The sequence below is a fragment of the Streptomyces sp. MS06 genome (assembly GCF_047200655.1).
Taxonomy (GTDB): domain Bacteria; phylum Actinomycetota; class Actinomycetes; order Streptomycetales; family Streptomycetaceae; genus Streptomyces.
This window is the reverse complement of sequence record NZ_JBJZOJ010000036.1, coordinates 1-15,700: the sequence shown is the minus strand read 5'-3', so window position 1 is coordinate 15,700 and position 15,700 is coordinate 1. Positions and strand designations below refer to the sequence as shown.

Sequence of the window (15,700 nt, the reverse complement as noted above, 5' to 3'; positions counted from 1 at the left end):
TGAAGAGGCCGAAGGGGTGAGGAAGGGGCCTTCCGGACCTCGCGCGCCCGCTGCGGCGACATGCCTTGCGGTACCTTCCGGCATTCTCCAGGCGTCTGCCGTGGCCGACGGGGTGGTGGGGAGGGCCGGTAGGGCGGGGAAGGTATACCCGGGTGGGTAGTCGAGTGGGGGCGAGTGGCCCATGCCGGCCCCTCATCTCCCGTACGACAGTGGGGTCATGGGCAAACACATTGTGATTCTCGGCGCCGGAACCGCCGGCACCATGACGGCCAATCGCCTGTGCCGCAAGTACCACGGGCGTGATGTGCGGATCACGGTCGTCGACCAGAACGACGACCACCTCTACCAACCGGGCCTGCTGTTCGTGCCGTTCGGGCTGGCCCAGCCCGGCCACCTCGTGCGCCCGCGGCCCCGGCAGTTGAACCCGGAGGTCGACTACAAGCGCGCAAGGATCGATCGGGTGGACCTGGACGCGCGGACCGTGCACCTCGACGGCGCCAGCCGCCTGGGCTACGACGTCCTCGTGGTCGCCACCGGGGCCCGGCTGCTGCCGGAGGAGACCGAGGGGCTGACGGGTCCCGGCTGGGGCGAGAAGGTCTTCACCTTCTACGACCTTCCCGGAGCCGTGGGCCTGCACGAGGCGCTGGAACGCTTCGAGGGAGGCCGACTGGTGATCGACGTCGCCGACCTGCCCCTCAAGTGCCCTGTCGCTCCGTTGGAGTTCGCCTTCCTCGCCGACTGGTACCTCCGGCGGCGAGGCATCCGGGACCGGGTCGAGCTGACGTACGCCACCCCGCTCGACGGCGCGTTCACCAAGCCGGTCGCCGCCAAGGCGCTGGGCGGGCTGCTCAAGGAGAAGGGGGTCGACCTGGTCACCGAGTTCACGCTCGGAGAGGTCGACGGCGAAGGCGGGCGGCTGGTGTCCTACGACGAGCGGGCGCTGCCGTTCGACCTGGCGGTCGTGGTGCCCCTGCACGGCGGCGCCGAGTACGTGGAGCGCTCCGACGGGCTGGGCGACGAACTCGGCTTCGTCCCCGTCGACCCGCACACGCTGCAACTCCCGGATCGGCCCGAGGTGTTCGCGATCGGGGACGCGGCGGGACTGCCGGCCTCCAAGGCCGGATCGGTGGCCCACTTCGAGGGAGAGGTGCTGGTGCACAACATCGGCCGCTTCCTGGCCGGTGAGCCGCTGGACGCCTCCTTCGACGGGCACGCCAACTGCTTCGTGGAGACCGGCTTCCACAAGGCGCTGCTGATCGACTTCAACTACGACACCGAACCGCTGCCGGGCCACTTCCCGGGTCCGGTCGGACTGCCGCTGCTGAAGGAGTCGCACGCCGCCCATCTCGGCAAGCTCGCCTTCGAGTGGCTGTACTGGCACAGCCTGCTGCCCGGCCGGGAACTGCCCGGCATCGGCTCGGCGATGCCCGAGCACGGCAAGGACCGCGTACCCGCCTGACCAAGGCGTATCCACCCGCTCACCACGCACCCGTACGAGCTATGTACACGCGCCCGTACGAGCCATGCGCCCGTACGAGCCATGCGCCCGTACGAGGCCACGCATCCGCCGGCCACGTATCCGTCCGAGGCCGCGCGCCCGTCCAGGGGAGGACCCCGTCATGCCCAGCGCCACCTACGACAACACCGCCGTCCCCGTCGACGACGAGGGCTTCTTCACCGAACCCACCCGCTGGACCGAGCCGATGGCCCGGCAGATCGCCAAGGAAGCCGGCATCGACACGCTGACCGACCGGCACTGGACCGTCATCCGCTTCATGCGCGACCAGTACGCGGCCAAGGGCACCGGCCCCACCGTGCGCGTCCTCGGCAAGTCCTCCGGCGTGAGCGTCAAGGAGCTCTACCAGCTGTTCCCCAAGGGCCCGGCGAAGACGGCCGCGAAGATCGCCGGTATCCCCAAGCCCCGCGGCTGCATCTGAGAAGGAGCACAAGCTGCCATGGCCGACACCGCCACCATCCAGAAGGTCTCGATCATCGTCTCCAAGGGATCCCTGGAAGGGATCTACCCGGCCCTGATCATGGCCAACGGCGCCCGCGCCGAGGGCATCGAGGCCGACCTGTTCTTCACCTTCTTCGGTCTCGACGCCATCACCAGGAAGCGCTGGGACCACATCAAGCTCGCCACGGTCGGCAACCCCGGCCTGCACCTGCCGACCCTGCTGGGCGGCCTGCCGGGCGTCCCGGACCTGGTCACCCAGTACATGGAACGCAAGATGGACAAGCTCGACATCCCGCCGATCCCCGAGTTCATCGAGATGATCTCCGACACCGGCGCGGGCATCTACGCCTGCAAGGCGTCGGTGGACCTCTTCGAACTCGACAAGGACGACCTGGTCGAGCAGGTCCAGGGCGTCATCACCGTCGGCGAGTTCTACGAGCTCGCAGCCGGCGGCCAGATCATCTACACCTGAGAGCACCTGAGAGAACCGCCTGCGGTCCGATCGGCCCGCAGGCGCCGATACCGGGCCCCGGGCGCGTGCACTCGGGCGCGTACCGGCCCGTGTCCGGTGGGACCCCCCGAACCTCTTCGGCGGGAACGGTAGCCGGACGGGGCGCGGCCGGGACCCGTCCGGGCGCGCACCCGTCAGCCGATGGAGTCCATGAAGGCCGACATCCGGCGGTTGACCTCGTCCGCGTGGTCGATCTGCGGTCCGTGACCGGTGTTGGAGACGATCTCGGCCCGGGCGCCCCGTACCAGCCGCGGCACGCGCTCCACCTGCCGCGCCGGATGCACGAGGAGGCTTCGCCTGCCGAGCACCAGATAGAGCGGGGTGCGGACGGTGGACAGTTCCTCATCGGACAGGGGCAGCGGAGCCGGGCGTCGAATCCGGTAGGCGCGGACGCCCGCTCTGATCATGGCGCGCAGTTGCGGCACGGCGAGGACCGGCTGCTCCAGCCAGGCCGCCAGGCGAGGGCGGAACCTCTCGGGTGCGGAGGTCGCGAAGAGGCTGACGAAGATCCAGGCGAAGAAGCGCAGTCCGACCTTCTCCAGGCCGCCCGGGTCGAGCAGGGTGACCGAGGCGAGGCGTGCGGGCCTGCGGTGCGCCTGGTTCAGGGCGAGCCATCCTCCGTAGGAGGACCCCACCAGGTGGACGCGGTCGAGGCCGAGGCCGGCGAGTGTCTCGTCCAGCCACTGGGCGGCACGCTCGGGTCGGTGAATGGGTTCGCGCTGCACACTGCGCCCGGGGTCGCCGGGTGTGTCGATCGCGTAGACGGGGCGTTCCGCGCTCAGTGCCGCGGTGTTCGGGTACCACATCGCGGAGCAGCTCCCCGCGCCGTGCACCAGGACCACCGGGATGCGGGCGGCGCCGGCCGGGTCGTCGGGGCCGTACCGGTAGACGTGCGTCGTCCCGAAGCCGGTCTCCACCTCCTCCTGCGCGACAGCCGGCGCGCCCATGGCGTAGACGGCGTCGCACGCGGAGAAGTACCGCTCACGAAGAGCGTCGCTCACGTACCGTCCCACGTCGGGGCGGACGCGTTCGCGGGTCGTGGTCTCGGGCACGGAAGGCCACCTCCAGAGGCAACAACTCGATCGTGGTACGACCGTACCATCAAATTGATACAGCCGTATCATGAAAAGGTGAGCAGCAGGCCGGACCGACGAGGAGCGCACCGATGCCGAAACGCGTGGACCACGCACAACGACGAACGGAGATCGCCGAGGCACTCGTCAGGGTCGCGGGGCGGCGCGGACTGCACGCCGCGGGGATGCGCGATGTGGCGGCGGAGGCCGGCGTGTCCCTGCGGCTGGTCCAGTACTACTTCGAGACCAAGGAGAAGCTGCTGCTCTTCGGTCTGCACCGGCTGACGGAGAGGTTCGGGGAGCGGGTCGCCGACCGGGTCCGAGCCGCCGGGAGCAGTCCCGGCCCGCGCGCCGCGATCGAGGCGATCCTGACGGCGGCACTGCCGACCGATGACGAGAGCCGCACGTTCCACTTCCTCTACACCTCGTACGCCGTCCTGGCCGTGACCGACCAGGCGCTCGGCGCCCAGCCCTTCTTCGCCGCCTCCGACGCCGCCGAGGACACCCTCACCGGCCTCCTCCGGCAGGCGCAGGAGGCCGACCTCACCGGGCCCGGAATCGACGCGAGAGACGAGGCGGCGAGCCTGCTGGCCATGTCGGCCGGCCTCGGCACCGGCGTCCTCGTCGGCCAGCGCAGCCCGGAGTCCGCGGCCGGGATCCTGAATCGTCACCTGGACCGGATCTTCCGCGTCGGTTGACGGGGTGTCCGCCCCCGGCCCGGCCGCCTTGATTCCTCCGGCAGGGGGCCGCTGCTCTAGGGTCGGCCGGGTGAATGCGCGCACTGCTGTGGAGAGTTGGCTGGCCGGGCTGCCGAGCGAGCGGCTGGTGGAGTTGCTGGAGGAGCGTGGGCTGCCGCGGGCCGCGGGGTACACGCGGATCACCACCTACGGGCAGCTCGCGGAGCATCTGCTGTCCGACGCGTCGGTGGAGTGCGCACTGCGCACCTCGACGGCCGGGGAGGCGGAACTGCTCGCCGCTGTGGCGGCGCTGGCCCTGGAGCGCCACGGCGCGCTTCCCGCTCCCGAGCGGCCCCGGTACGGCTGGGCGCCGGAGGTACCCCCGGCGGTGGAGCCCTTCGAGCGGCTGGTGCCGGAGCCGGACGCCGTCGCATGGCTGGCGTCGGGCGGGACGTCCAGGGAGCAGGCGCTGGCGGCGTTCGAGCGGCTGCGGGCGCGCGGGCTGCTGCTCCCGGAACCGCGCGGGCACTTGGCGCTGCCACCGCTGCTGCACGCGGCGGCGGCGCGGCTCGACGGCTACGGCAGTCCCGCCGAACAACTCCTCACCGCCGCCTACAACGCCCCGGAGGTCAAGCGGATCGCCGCACGGCTGGGGTTCGGCGAGAAGCTCACGCGGGGTGCGGCACAGGAGCGGATCGTCGCCTTCCTCGCCGACGCGGAGCGGGTGCGGGACCTGGTGGCCGGGGCCCCGGAGCGGGCGCGCGAACTGCTGGAGCACCTGGTGCCGGGGCCGCCGCTGCTGCGTACGCACTGCTTCGTCCCCCGGTTCGGCGACTACGCGGGCCCGGACGGCAAGTTCGTCTTCCGGCAGGGCGGCAGCGGGGACGAGGGCACGGACTGGCTCGCGGCGCACGGCCTGGTGGTGCCCGTCGGCCCCGACCTGGTGGAGCTGGCCTTCGAGGCGGGCCGCGCCCTCCGCGCGGACCAGCCGGCTCCCACCGTGCTCCTCACCCCGGAGGCGCTGACCGCGACAGCGGGGCTGCCGCCCGGCTGGGAGGGGCAGGGAGGCGTGGCGGCGGGCGCCGCCGCGTGGCGGGCGGAGCTGGTGCTGCGGGAACTGGCCGCGCATCCGCTCGCGGTGCGCAGGGCGGGCGGGATCGCGGTGCGTGAGACGCGCCGCCTGGCCCGGGCGGCCGGAGCGAGCGAGCAGGACGCCCGGCTGTGGCTGGACCTGGCGGTGACCGCCGGGCTCGCCGCACCGAAGGCGGACGAGACCGAACCGCCCGCGCGCGGGCGCGGCCGTCCGCGCGGCAGCGCGCCCAAGCCGCAGTCGCGGCTGCTGCCCTGCGAGGCCTACGACGCGTGGGCGGCGGCCTCGCCCGCGGCCAAGCTGCTGCCGCTGGTGGCCGCCTGGACGGTGGTGCCGGAGGTGTTCACCTTCTGGCCGGACGAGGACGAGACGCCGGTCGCGCTGACCAGCCCCCAGGACCCGTACGCGGTGCCCGTGCGGCAGGGCGTCCTGCGGGCGCTGGCCACGCTGCCCGAGGGCCAGGGCCTGGCCGACACGGACGAGGCACGCGAGGAACTCCTGGAGGCCGCCGCCTGGTTCCAGCCGGTGCTGCGCGCCCCTCTGATCGCGGAGGCCGAGGAGGCCGAGGAGGCCGAGGAGGCCGACATCCTGCAGGTGGACCTGGAGGACCTGGAGGACCTGGGTGACCTGGAGGACCTGAGGGGACGCCTGGAGGCCACGCTGACCGAGGCCGAACTGCTCGGCCTGGTCGCGCACGGCGCACTCACGGCAGCGGGCCGCGCGGTCGACGCGCTCCTGGAGGCGGGCGCGGCCCGGCACTACCCCGCGGTCCCCGGGGCCGGCGCAGATCCTGCGGGCCACGGCACCCAGGGGCTCGGCCCCGACCTTCGCACCCGCCCCGTCCTCGCCCGAGCGGTGGCCGAGCTGCGTACGGCGCTGCACACGATGCTTCCCGCTCCCCGCACCACGGCCCGCTTCCAGGCGGACGCGACCGCGACGGTCACCGGAGCCCCGTCCCCCGAACTGGCCGAACTGCTCTCCGCCGTCGCCGACATCGAATCCGAGGGCCACGCCGTGGTCTGGCGCATCACCCCCGCCTCGCTGCGCCGCGCCCTGGACGCGGGCTGGACCGCGGACGAGATCCTCGACCGCCTCACCGCCGCCTGCGAGCCCGGCACCGGGCTTCCGCAACCCCTCGCCTACACCGTCAAGGACACCGCCCGCACCCACGGGCGCCTGCGGGTGGTCCGCTCGGCGTGCTGCGTACGCTCCGACGACACCGCGTTGATCGCCGAAGTCGCCCAGGCGCGCGGCCTGGCGAAGCTCGGGCTGCGGCGCATCGCACCCACGGTCCTCATCTCCACCGCCCCACCCGACCAGACCCTGGACGCGCTGCGCACCGCGGGCTACGCCCCGGCACTCGAGGCCGAGACCGGCAGCACCGTCCTCCGGCGCCTCCCCACCGAGCGGGCGCCCGGTCGGGTCCCCACCCTGGACCTGGCCCACCCCCAGTACGGCGAGCCGGTACGCGGAATTCCCTCCTCCGCACAGCAGCTGGCCGAGCAACTCGCCGGGGGGCCTGATCGGTGAGGCGCGGCACGACAGGACGAGGCGGCGGCCGGCGCGAACACTCGTACTCATCGCTGATCCCAGAACGCGCGCACGCCGGATGCGCGACGACGGCGTGTACGTCGTACCCCTCTCGTTCCCCGTCGTGCCCCGCGGCACCGATCGCATCCGGTTCCAGCCGACCGCCGCCCACACCCCGCAGGACGTGCGCACCGCCGCTGCCGCGTTCCGGGAGGCATCGGCGGCGTGAACCCGACACAGGGGCGAGGAACCCGGCCCAAGCCCAGCTCACACCGTACCCTTCGAAGGCCCGCACCCGGACGGGGCGCCTGTTTCGGCTGTGTCAGCACCCGGAACGGCCGAAACGGCCCGCTGGAAGAACCAGCGGGCCGTTGTGCGAGGCCGGGGGGTCAGAAGTTCAGACGGCCGGACGCGGCGCGGATCGGCGTGAGCAGCAGGGAATCGGTGCCGCCTCCCAGGAGATTGTCCAGGGTGATGGTACCGACGCCCTGATAACTGTACGTGTTGCCGTTGTTGATGTGACTGATGCTGGTCGGACCGCCGTCGTCCCCTCGGCCGTGGGCATAGGCCAAGGAAGAACCCGTCGCCGCGAGCATGACTCCGCCGACGATCAGCGCGCGAAGCGCGTTCGTTGTCGCCTTCTTCATGTTGTGACCTCCTCGGATCACTCGAATCGAGATGGGATGGGACTGGTGCACGGACCCGGCGGGCCCGGTGCGTTTCAGCGCGTCATCGGCACGGTCGGCCGTACGGCTGGGCTGATCGCGCAACCGGGTGGTTGCGCCGGCTGCCCGGTGGAGCAACCACCCGGTCGAGGTCGTGGTCAGGCGGCCCTGATCTCACCGAGTGGCCGGTAGCCGGCCCAGCAGGGCGTGTCCAGGCGCAGGACCCCGGTGCCGCCGATGCCGCCGTCGCAGTAGCTCGAGGGAACGACCGAGTCGAGGAAGGCCCCGCTGGGATCGCCAGCCCTCGCTTGACTGGCCGCCACATCGCGTCCTCCCTTACCTCGGCCGGGCCTCAAGATAAGAGAAGGAATTGCACAACTTGCGACGGAGACGCGCCACGTCCACTGAGTGGCGTATCCATATCCACCAGGTCGGTGGACCGGCCGAAGACTTCGACCTGACCAAGATGAAATGGAACCAGACCCGCCTGGACGGACGGCTCCCTGCCACCCTGCGCACCGCCACCCAGGTCAAGTCCGTCCTGCGCTCCTGCCCGCCCGACCAGCCGTTGCCACCCGCTACGCCCACTACATGTAAGGCACACCACAGGGCGGCTGCCGATGCGAGCTGATACTCCGGTCGCAACCGGAAACCGGCGGGCCCATCAGATCCTGATGACGGTGGCGCGCCCGCCGCACAGCATGGTGACGTCCTTCGGATCGGAGGTCAGGATCGTGACAGGGCCCGGGGCGAGGAGTGTGGTGGCGCTGAGTACGGCGTCGATGGCGTACTTGTGGCCGTGCAGGCCGGCGTCGGCCAGGAGGGCCGCGGCGTGGCGGGCGACAGGTTCCGTGACCGGCTCGACCACGAGGCGGGAGAGGGGCCACTCCAGGGCCGGGCGGTTGATCCGCGGCTGGACGACCTCCACCCAGAGTGGCCGCGGAGGCGATCACCCGCAGATCGTCGGTGCGGGCCAGGGCGGGCCAGGGCGGGCCAAGCGGTGACCGCGCGGTCGCGGAGGACGGGCCTGGTCAGTCCTGCGCTGTCCAGCACGAGGGTGTCGCCGGGCACGGCGAGGGAGCGGTTTGCGCGGCGCTCGCTCCGCCCGTCCCTGGGTGTCGCGGGTCTGGTGCCGGTGCTCGCGCAGGGCCTGGACCTCCTCGTCCGTGACGGGTGTGGACGCTCACGTCAGGTCCTCACGGTCTCACCACGTCGAAGGGCTCGGCGTGCCAGCGCCAGCCGGCGGTGCCGTCGGAATGGATGTGCAGCATGAACTCGGCGACCGGGCGGCCGTCGGGAAACGTCAGGGTGAGCGCACTGCGGATCCGGGTGTAGCAGGCGTCGGCCCGCTCCCAGTCCTCCTCGTCGACGGCCCGCTCCTGCTCACTGAAGAGGGGGCGGAACTCTTCGAAACCAGGAAGCGTCTCGACTTCGGCATGCGTCCAGGGCATGTCGTTGCCGGTCACAACCAGTCGGGCGATCTCCTGCTCGCCGTGGTGGAGTCGCCAGATACTGCCGGTGGTCAGGTTCGCGTTGGCCATGTCGCCCATGATGGCGATCGACACTGACAGGCGGGGAGCGAGATCGCCGCCCCTTCTGCCCTGCCCCCGCCGCTCTGCGACTCTCCGCGATCATCCACACCCAGGACAGTGTCCACAGGAATGAGACAAGCTACCTGCACCGAGACAAGGGCCCCCTCGGAGCGGGACGCCGTCTCACTACATGTGGGGGGCACGGTGATCAGTCCTGGACGAGAACCCCATGAGTTTCTGATCAATAGGGCCCGTCATCAAAGATCATTGGATGGCGAAGCGCGGTGGCTGAGCCAGTCGCCGCCAAAGCGCCCACACGTCCAGGGCCTCCGGCCAACAGTGCCCCCGGTCGCGGCCAGCCGCCGCTCCATACGCCTGGCGTGTCGGAGTTGTGTCGCGAACGCTGAGAGACAGTGAGAGAGGGCGGGAGTCAGTGAGACTGACTCCCGCCCGCTTCTGTCGGCATCCGCACTGGTCAGCGCTCGATCTCCGCTGATCACTGGCGAGTGCCCCCGGCAGGATCCAGCCTTCTTTTGCCGACCGGGAGGCCGTCAGGTCGGCAGCCGGAGGGGTATGACCTCGTCCTTCTCTCCGGCATGCCGGAGGGTGGCAGTTTCCGCGGCACGATGGCTGTGCAGGATGCGGGCGGTGATCGTCACGCCGCGGGAGAGGTCGTCGCGGATCAGTAGGTCGAGGCGGTCTTCCACGTGGACGTAGGCGCCACCCTCTTGGCGTGATGTGCTCACGCCGACCTCTGCCCGGCCGAGACCGGCTTCCTGAAGAGCGGTGTCGAGCTCTTCGGCGACCTGCTGGCCGAAGCGCCACGGACGTTCCGCCCCGGGAAGGGTGAGCGACAGCCGCCAGGATTCGCTGCCGGCCAGCGGGCTCGGGCCGAACCAGCGGGCCACAAGCTCGCCTTGCGGCAGGCCGCTCAGGGTTTCCACGGCCCAGCAGGCCTCTGCTCGGTGACTGGGGTGCGTGACCGCGCGCATCAGGACGGGATGGGCGTACCCGACGTCGGACAGTGCGTCGGCCAGCGCGGCCAGGTGTTCGTATCCGTCGGGCGCGGAGCAGCGGTCGAGGGCCTGCCGTACTGCCGGATCCCTGAGTGCGCGGTCCCGGACCGTCACACCGATGCGCTCCCGGGCCTGGGCGAGCAGCGCCGACCACTCGACGAACGGGAAGTCCTCCGAGTCCGGCACACGGAGGGAGTACAGCGGCAGACCGTCGTCGCGGTGCTGGTCGACCGCCCGGTGGCCGTCGGCCCGGCTGCTCCATACGACACCTGTGCCGCGCAGATCCCGCAGGTCGAACCAGTCGCGTGTCTCCGCCCGCACCCCGCCTTTCCCGTCCCCGGGCCGCATCAGCCCGAAGGCCGTGTCCACCAGCGGCGTGACGGCGTCCAGGTCGTCCCCTTCCGCCAGGAACGCGAAGCGGCACAGCAGCGCCAGCATCGGCCCGGGATGCCGCAGTTTCGGGTCGTGCAGGGCGACCGCGCGGCACAGAAGGTCCAGCTCCGGCCAGGGCATCACATGCGGGTGGAAGTGGGCCTGGTCGTCCCAGCCCACCGTCACCGGCTCCGGAAGACCAGGGGCAGCCAGGGCGAGATCGACGTACTCCAGCGCAAGCGTCAGGTCGAGGACTAGCGCGAAACCGCCACCCAGTTGAAACCGGGTGACATGCGATTCCTGGTCCTCGGCGTCCTCGTCGTAGACGTCGGGTGCGTTGTCGTCGAAGAGGAACACGGGCCAGAAATCCGGCTCGGCCATACGGGCCGCCAGTGCTTCATCGAGTGGCATGCGGTCACGCTAAGCGGCTCTGCTGACGCTGCGCACCGAGCAGACACAGGAGGTTCAAGCCCAGAGTTCCTGGACCGGGGTGGCTGAGTGGTCTGAGCTTCACAGATCAGTGCACTGGGACTTCCCAAGACTGCTCAGGCAGTGTGTCGGAGGTATGTCGTGAACGCTGAGAGATAACGAGAAAGAGCGGAAGTCAGTGAGACTGACTCCCGCTCCCTCATATCGGCATTCGCGCTGGTCAGAGCTTGATTCTTGCTGGCTGACTGGCGAGTGCCCCCGGCAGGATTCGAACCTGCGCACACGGCTCCGGAGCCCAGGTGAGAGCGAGGGACGCCGAGGCCTCTGACCTGCGGGGGAGCGGTGCAGGGAGGCGTCTCGGACGAAGATCATTACGCCCCTATTACGTGGGCGCCCTGTCCGGCGGTGGGGCTGCGCCGTATGGTCGGAGACATGATCTCGGGCAGCGGCGGGGAAGTGCACGGCGGCGGTACGGAGTTCACGGCGGAGGGAATGGAAGTCGTCCTCCGTGAAGCGTGCGAGGCGGCTGGCCTGGACGCGACCGGGGCAGAGCTGCTGCGCCTGGGATCCAACGCGGTCTACCGGCTGGCGTCCTTACCGGTCATCGTCCGCATCGCACGTGACCCGGCCGTTCTCGCCGAGATGGAACGCGCTGTGGGCGTTGCCCGTTGGCTGGAGACGGTCGACTTCCCGGCGACGCGTGTCCTGGCCGGCGTCGCTCAGCCCATCGCCGTGCGCGGACTGGTGGTGACCTTCTGGGAGAGCGTCCAGGAGCGCGAGGAGTACGCGACGATCGGCGAACTGGCCGACCTGCTCCGCCGATTCCACTGGCTCGAAGAACCCGAGTCGCTGCGTCTCCCGTACTTCGATCCCCTGGCCAAGTTGTCAGCCTCGCTGGACGGTCTGAACGATGTCTCCGAGGAAGACCGGTCCTTCCTCGAGGAGCGGGCGGCCAAGCTCGCGAAGGAGTACGACCGACTGGACTTCGTCCTTCCTTTCGGCCTGACCCACGGGGACGCAAACATCGGGAACGTCCTCCGCCACCGGGACGGTCATGCGGTCCTGATCGACCTCGACGGCCTCACTCTCGCCCCGCGTGAATGGGACCTGATCCTGACCGCGATCTACTACGACCGATACGGCTGGCACACCAAGGCGCAGTACGCCGAGTTCGTCCATCGGTACGGCTTCGACCTCATGAACTGGCCCGGATACGAGACGTTGGCCGATCTGAGGGAGCTGATGATGGTCGCGTGGATCGGCCACCAGGTGGGCACGAGTGAGCGTTTCGCGGCGGAGTTCACGCGCCGCATGCGGTCTCTGCGAACGGGCGAGGGCCGCGACACATGGGGTGCCTTCTAGCGGTTCCTCGTGACAGAGGGTGATCCGAGCCGCGCATGCTCCCTCGCTGTCACAGGCTAAGGAGGCGCTGGGTGTCTATGAGCAGGGGAAGGGGTCCCTGGCGACGGGGGACGCACCAGGGAACCGCCCCTGATCAGCGCTTGCGCCTCACCTCGTCCTTAACGGCACGAACCGAGCGCACAGCTTTGATCATTTTGTTCGCCAGTCCTGGGACTTGATCGGCGAGGTAGCCGAGAACGGTCACACCTCCCGCGATCGAGCCGACAGCCACTGCCGCCCAACCCGCTACTTCCATATGCCCTCCGAGGGTGTCGTGATGACGGGCCGGAAGACCGGAGCCTTCCGACGCCCCCGAGAGCCCTCGACTACGAGGACTACGGACGTAACAGGAAAATCCACTGTAGCCACTGGAATGGTGACGGCATAGACCGTCAGAGAAGCCGTAGGCGCGGCGGGTAGTGCAACCCTCAGCACTGCACCAATGGGCTCCCAGGGGCCTGCTGGAAGAACTACGCTCCCGCGGCAACCCACAACCGGTGTTCTCGCGCCTCTTCTGCAAGGTCACGCGCTGCCGCATTGGGGCCGGCCGCTGTCAGGTTCTGGCGGAACTCGGCGAGGTAGCTGACGCATCGCGCAGACTTGAGCTGCTCGCCGAGATCCATGGCGTCGAGGGCTACGCGGCATGCTTCCTCGACGTCGCACGCGCGCAAGTGAGCATCAGCGAGGACCATGGTCGCGAAGAAGTCGCTTCGTACGTGGCTGCCGCTCATGGCGTTCTCGGCATGAGCTACCGCCTGGCGGGCCCTGTTGACGTCTCGGAAGCAGTGGGCGGCTTCTGCGGCAAGCTCTGCCTCATCGAAGTAGCTGATCCACTCGGGCTCGTCCTCGCTGTTCCGACCCTCAAGCGCCTTGGTCGCCGCGCTCAGGGCGGCCTCGCAGGCTGCAACATCCCCGGTGCGGGCAAGGGCGCGGGCATCCATCGCGTGGAACTGGGCCCGCAACGTTGGCGTGGCTACGGGGGAAATGCCCATGAGCGCTGCGCGGGCAAGAGTGGCGGCCTGGGTGTATCGGCCGAGGAAGGTTGCTTGGTGACTCATCGCTGACAGGATGCTGCCCGCTAACCGTCGGTCGTTGGCGTCCTGAGCGAGGCGGAGGGCCTGGAGGAAGTATCGCTGGGCGAGGCCGTGGTGACAGGCGTCGTACGACATCCAGCCGGCAAGGAGTGTGGCTTCCGCGACGGTGGAGAAGAGAACCCGGCCCACCTGCTCGGTGTACTGGCCGCGGAGCATCGGGGTCACGTCGTTGTTGAGGTACTGGATGACGGAGTGACGTGCGTGGTCTCCGCCGAATTGGTCGTCGAGCTGGGCGAACATGTCTGCCGTGGTCTTGATCGCAGCCACGTCACCGAGACCGACTCGCATGCCCTCGGTGCGCGGGCGGGGGATGCCTGGCTCCGGCGCGACCAGCCAACGAAGGGACGCTTCGTTCCACGCAGGCTCGGACGGCTCTGCCCTGAGTAGCGGGTCGTACTGATTCAGATCCGCGCGCCACAGCTGGCTGACCGTCTGAATGGCGTCATCGGGACTGGCGGGGTATGCGGCGTCGAGCACGGGAGCGTCCTTCGCCTCCCCGTGACTGAGTCCGAGTTCTGCCGCACTTACGGCGAAGGCATCGCAGAGCAGCGGGCCGTAGAAGTCGTCGGGGGTGCTGTGGTCATTCTCCCAACTGGCAATGCGGCGCTTCACGCTGGTGTCCGACGGGAGCTGATGTCCACGCTGGGCGGCCGCTTGGCGTAACTCCCTTACCAACCGCGGCTGGCTCCAGCCCCGGCTGGTACGAGCCTCGCGTAAGCGGACACTGGTCGGCTTCATGAAGACGTGACCCTTCACTCCCGTGCGCATGCGCCGGCGTGGCAACTCGGCCTGTCCGATCGAATGTACGCGCTGGTGATTGCTTCTTGCAGGCAGTAATCGGAGATCGTCCACGCATAGTGGGTGACGGGGGATGACGTGGCGCGCGTGGACGCGTCATCCCCCGTCACCCCTCGTCATCTGCCCTGGCCAGGTACCGGGCCGTGAGTCTGGGTTCACAGCGGCATCGTGGCCGCTCGGTACTCCGACTGAGGGTGAGACGACGTGCAGAGGATGACGAGGCGGGGCATCGAATGGCTGTCCGCGGCGGCGGACAACCCGGCTGAGTGCCGACAAGTCTGGGCGGACGACCCGCGGAGGCCCAGCCTGCTGCCGACCGGCCGATTTTTCGACGTGCTGAGCGTGGAACAGCGCCTCGGGATGGAAATGTTCGACCGCCTCCAGCGCAGCGGAATGCCGTTCGGGCCGGCAATCGCTGACCGCAAGGCGCAACGAGTCGGATTCTTCCTCGGCTCGGAGACGCGTGAGACGTTCCTGTTCTATCTGGGACGCGAGACGTCATCCCCACCGCCGTACCGGTACCTCGGAGAGGGCTGCGCGGTCGTCGTACCGGGCCCCATCCCGCTGTCCGACGACCGCTACCAGTGGCTTCGCGCCCCGGTGCGCCGACCGGAGGCCAACCCGCTCCGCCCGGTCGCACTCGCGACCGCGCTGGTCGCCTCCGCAGAACTCCTGGCCAGGATCGCCCGCTTCGACGAGAGGTACCCGACCCCGTACGCGGCGGTCGCTGCCCTTCCCGAGGAGACAGACCACTGATGCCGAATGAGCCGACCGACGGACGCGACGCTGCCGCGTGGTCGCCTCTCGACAGCGAGGGCTGGTACGCGGCCCGAAACGCGACCACGGCACTGAGAGACGCCCTCGTGCGCGCGGGCCTGGAGAAGGACTTCCCCTACCTGCGCGCGGACTTGAACGCCTTCGGGCACGGCCTTGTCGAGCTGGGCCGGGTGTCGCCCGACACGGCCGAGCGCCTGGCGGAACTCCTTCGACTGGCTCTGGCGAGCGGACTTCGCCGAGACAGTGAGGGCGTCGAGCACGCACGGACCACCGTCGAAGAACACGAGGGAAGGATCTGACGCCATGACCGACCGGCGAGGAGTGGTGGCCAAACGGGCGGAGGACTTGGCACCCGGCGTGCCCTACGTCCGCGGCTGGAACCGCGCACGGCGAAGTGCCGGCACCTTGGCCAATCAGCTTGTGCTACTCGGCCTGGACTGCGACTTCCCCAGCCTTGTGGCCGATGTGAACGTCGTGGGTGACGGGGTGGTGCACCTCGGGACCGTTCGACCTGAGGCGGCCGAACTGCTGGCGAAGCTGATCACGGCAGGACTGCGAGCGGAGCAGCAAGGCGTTACGGCTGAGTCACCTGCGACCGCTCGGCGGGCAGCACCCGCTGTCTGAACCGTTTCTCGAACGCCAGTTGGCCGCGGTCCGAGCGCGCTCCTGCGATCGACTGGCCTGACCCCGTACGACAGCGTTCCCCCAGCGCTGTCGTACGGGGCTGCTTGCTGTCCTGGTGCATTTGGCTGGTCTGCCGATCGGCCGGGACCGGCGC

Annotated in this window: 16 protein-coding genes and 1 pseudogene; 10 read left to right on the top strand and 7 right to left on the bottom strand. The window is 69.8% G+C overall.

Annotated features, from left to right (window positions below):
* Window positions 1–217 precede the first annotated feature (217 nt).
* The 3 genes from ACL02U_RS20085 (at window position 218) to ACL02U_RS20075 (ending at window position 2,429) form a co-directional block, all read left to right on the top strand.
* Window positions 218–1,459, top strand: a complete 1,242-nt coding sequence (locus tag ACL02U_RS20085; protein ID WP_412792240.1) for an NAD(P)/FAD-dependent oxidoreductase — start codon at window positions 218–220, stop codon at window positions 1,457–1,459.
* Window positions 1,460–1,619: 160 nt separating this feature from the next.
* The gene (locus ACL02U_RS20080) at window positions 1,620–1,937 is read left to right on the top strand and encodes a TusE/DsrC/DsvC family sulfur relay protein (protein ID WP_412792239.1); all 318 of its coding nucleotides are present in this window, start codon (window positions 1,620–1,622) and stop codon (window positions 1,935–1,937) included.
* Between the two features lie 18 nt (window positions 1,938–1,955).
* Window positions 1,956–2,429 carry a DsrE/DsrF/DrsH-like family protein gene (locus ACL02U_RS20075; protein WP_412792238.1) on the top strand — a complete coding sequence of 158 codons (474 nt, stop codon included), beginning with the start codon at window positions 1,956–1,958 and terminating at the stop codon, window positions 2,427–2,429.
* Window positions 2,430–2,602: 173 nt separating this feature from the next.
* On the opposite strand, the gene ACL02U_RS20070 is transcribed toward ACL02U_RS20075, so the two are convergent.
* A complete protein-coding gene (locus ACL02U_RS20070; protein WP_412792237.1) occupies window positions 2,603–3,520 on the bottom strand; it encodes an alpha/beta fold hydrolase in 918 nt (305 codons plus the stop codon).
* 113 nt (window positions 3,521–3,633) lie between these two features.
* On the opposite strand from ACL02U_RS20070, the gene ACL02U_RS20065 reads away from it, so the two are divergent.
* The 3 genes from ACL02U_RS20065 to ACL02U_RS20055 all read left to right on the top strand — a co-directional run bounded on the left by ACL02U_RS20065 (window position 3,634) and on the right by ACL02U_RS20055 (window position 7,067).
* Entirely contained in the window at window positions 3,634–4,239 is a 606-nt protein-coding gene (locus ACL02U_RS20065) for a TetR/AcrR family transcriptional regulator (protein ID WP_412792236.1), read from the top strand.
* Between the two features lie 70 nt (window positions 4,240–4,309).
* Window positions 4,310–6,838: a helicase-associated domain-containing protein gene (locus ACL02U_RS20060; RefSeq protein WP_412792235.1), complete on the top strand. Its 2,529-nt coding sequence runs from the start codon at window positions 4,310–4,312 to the stop codon at window positions 6,836–6,838.
* Window positions 6,839–6,917: 79 nt separating this feature from the next.
* Window positions 6,918–7,067 carry a hypothetical protein gene (locus ACL02U_RS20055; protein WP_412792234.1) on the top strand — a complete coding sequence of 50 codons (150 nt, stop codon included), beginning with the start codon at window positions 6,918–6,920 and terminating at the stop codon, window positions 7,065–7,067.
* A 160-nt stretch (window positions 7,068–7,227) separates the two neighbouring features.
* Here ACL02U_RS20055 and ACL02U_RS20050 read toward each other — a convergent pair whose 3' ends face one another.
* The 5 genes and pseudogenes from ACL02U_RS20050 to ACL02U_RS20030 form a co-directional block, all read right to left on the bottom strand.
* Window positions 7,228–7,485 carry a hypothetical protein gene (locus tag ACL02U_RS20050; RefSeq protein WP_412792233.1) on the bottom strand — a complete coding sequence of 86 codons (258 nt, stop codon included), beginning with the start codon at window positions 7,483–7,485 and terminating at the stop codon, window positions 7,228–7,230.
* A 176-nt stretch (window positions 7,486–7,661) separates the two neighbouring features.
* Entirely contained in the window at window positions 7,662–7,826 is a 165-nt protein-coding gene (locus ACL02U_RS20045; protein ID WP_412792232.1) for a hypothetical protein, read from the bottom strand.
* A gap of 341 nt (window positions 7,827–8,167) precedes the next feature.
* A pseudogene (locus ACL02U_RS20040) lies at window positions 8,168–8,574 on the bottom strand (DNA-binding protein).
* Between the two features lie 125 nt (window positions 8,575–8,699).
* Window positions 8,700–9,044 carry a hypothetical protein gene (locus ACL02U_RS20035; RefSeq protein WP_412792231.1) on the bottom strand — a complete coding sequence of 115 codons (345 nt, stop codon included), beginning with the start codon at window positions 9,042–9,044 and terminating at the stop codon, window positions 8,700–8,702.
* Between the two features lie 542 nt (window positions 9,045–9,586).
* On the bottom strand, window positions 9,587–10,834 hold the full coding sequence (locus ACL02U_RS20030; RefSeq protein ID WP_412792230.1) for a hypothetical protein: 1,248 nt from the start codon (window positions 10,832–10,834) through the stop codon (window positions 9,587–9,589).
* 450 nt (window positions 10,835–11,284) lie between these two features.
* Here ACL02U_RS20030 and ACL02U_RS20025 point away from each other — a divergent pair, with 450 nt between their 5' ends.
* Window positions 11,285–12,214 (top strand): phosphotransferase family protein, encoded by a 930-nt coding sequence (locus ACL02U_RS20025; RefSeq protein ID WP_412792229.1) that lies wholly within the window; start codon window positions 11,285–11,287, stop codon window positions 12,212–12,214.
* Between the two features lie 509 nt (window positions 12,215–12,723).
* Here ACL02U_RS20025 and ACL02U_RS20020 read toward each other — a convergent pair.
* Window positions 12,724–13,959, bottom strand: a complete 1,236-nt coding sequence (locus ACL02U_RS20020) for a hypothetical protein (RefSeq protein ID WP_412792228.1) — start codon at window positions 13,957–13,959, stop codon at window positions 12,724–12,726.
* Window positions 13,960–14,349: 390 nt separating this feature from the next.
* Here ACL02U_RS20020 and ACL02U_RS20015 point away from each other — a divergent pair, with 390 nt between their 5' ends.
* From ACL02U_RS20015 to ACL02U_RS20005, 3 genes are read left to right on the top strand one after another with little or no spacing between them, the layout of a single operon-like run.
* Complete coding sequence (locus tag ACL02U_RS20015; RefSeq protein ID WP_412792227.1) at window positions 14,350–14,901, top strand: bifunctional DNA primase/polymerase; 552 nt, start codon at window positions 14,350–14,352, stop codon at window positions 14,899–14,901.
* Entirely contained in the window at window positions 14,901–15,221 is a 321-nt protein-coding gene (locus ACL02U_RS20010) for a hypothetical protein (RefSeq protein WP_412792226.1), read from the top strand. Before ACL02U_RS20015 ends, ACL02U_RS20010 begins: the two co-directional genes overlap by 1 nt.
* Window positions 15,222–15,225: 4 nt before the next feature.
* Window positions 15,226–15,546 carry a hypothetical protein gene (locus tag ACL02U_RS20005; protein ID WP_412792225.1) on the top strand — a complete coding sequence of 107 codons (321 nt, stop codon included), beginning with the start codon at window positions 15,226–15,228 and terminating at the stop codon, window positions 15,544–15,546.
* The last annotated feature ends 154 nt before the right edge of the window (window positions 15,547–15,700 follow it).

What these genes read in the sequence shown, in the direction of transcription:
- ACL02U_RS20025 (WP_412792229.1), top strand. Translation starts at nt 11,285, where the DNA reads ATGATCTCGGGCAGCGGCGGGGAAGTGCACGGCGGCGGTACGGAGTTC.
- ACL02U_RS20085 (WP_412792240.1), top strand. Translation starts at nt 218, where the DNA reads ATGGGCAAACACATTGTGATTCTCGGCGCCGGAACCGCCGGCACCATG.
- ACL02U_RS20080 (WP_412792239.1), top strand. Translation starts at nt 1,620, where the DNA reads ATGCCCAGCGCCACCTACGACAACACCGCCGTCCCCGTCGACGACGAG.
- ACL02U_RS20050 (WP_412792233.1), bottom strand. Translation starts at nt 7,485, where the DNA reads ATGAAGAAGGCGACAACGAACGCGCTTCGCGCGCTGATCGTCGGCGGA.
- ACL02U_RS20065 (WP_412792236.1), top strand. Translation starts at nt 3,634, where the DNA reads ATGCCGAAACGCGTGGACCACGCACAACGACGAACGGAGATCGCCGAG.
- ACL02U_RS20010 (WP_412792226.1), top strand. Translation starts at nt 14,901, where the DNA reads ATGCCGAATGAGCCGACCGACGGACGCGACGCTGCCGCGTGGTCGCCT.
- ACL02U_RS20005 (WP_412792225.1), top strand. Translation starts at nt 15,226, where the DNA reads ATGACCGACCGGCGAGGAGTGGTGGCCAAACGGGCGGAGGACTTGGCA.
- ACL02U_RS20030 (WP_412792230.1), bottom strand. Translation starts at nt 10,834, where the DNA reads ATGCCACTCGATGAAGCACTGGCGGCCCGTATGGCCGAGCCGGATTTC.
- ACL02U_RS20055 (WP_412792234.1), top strand. Translation starts at nt 6,918, where the DNA reads ATGCGCGACGACGGCGTGTACGTCGTACCCCTCTCGTTCCCCGTCGTG.
- ACL02U_RS20075 (WP_412792238.1), top strand. Translation starts at nt 1,956, where the DNA reads ATGGCCGACACCGCCACCATCCAGAAGGTCTCGATCATCGTCTCCAAG.
- ACL02U_RS20035 (WP_412792231.1), bottom strand. Translation starts at nt 9,044, where the DNA reads ATGGCCAACGCGAACCTGACCACCGGCAGTATCTGGCGACTCCACCAC.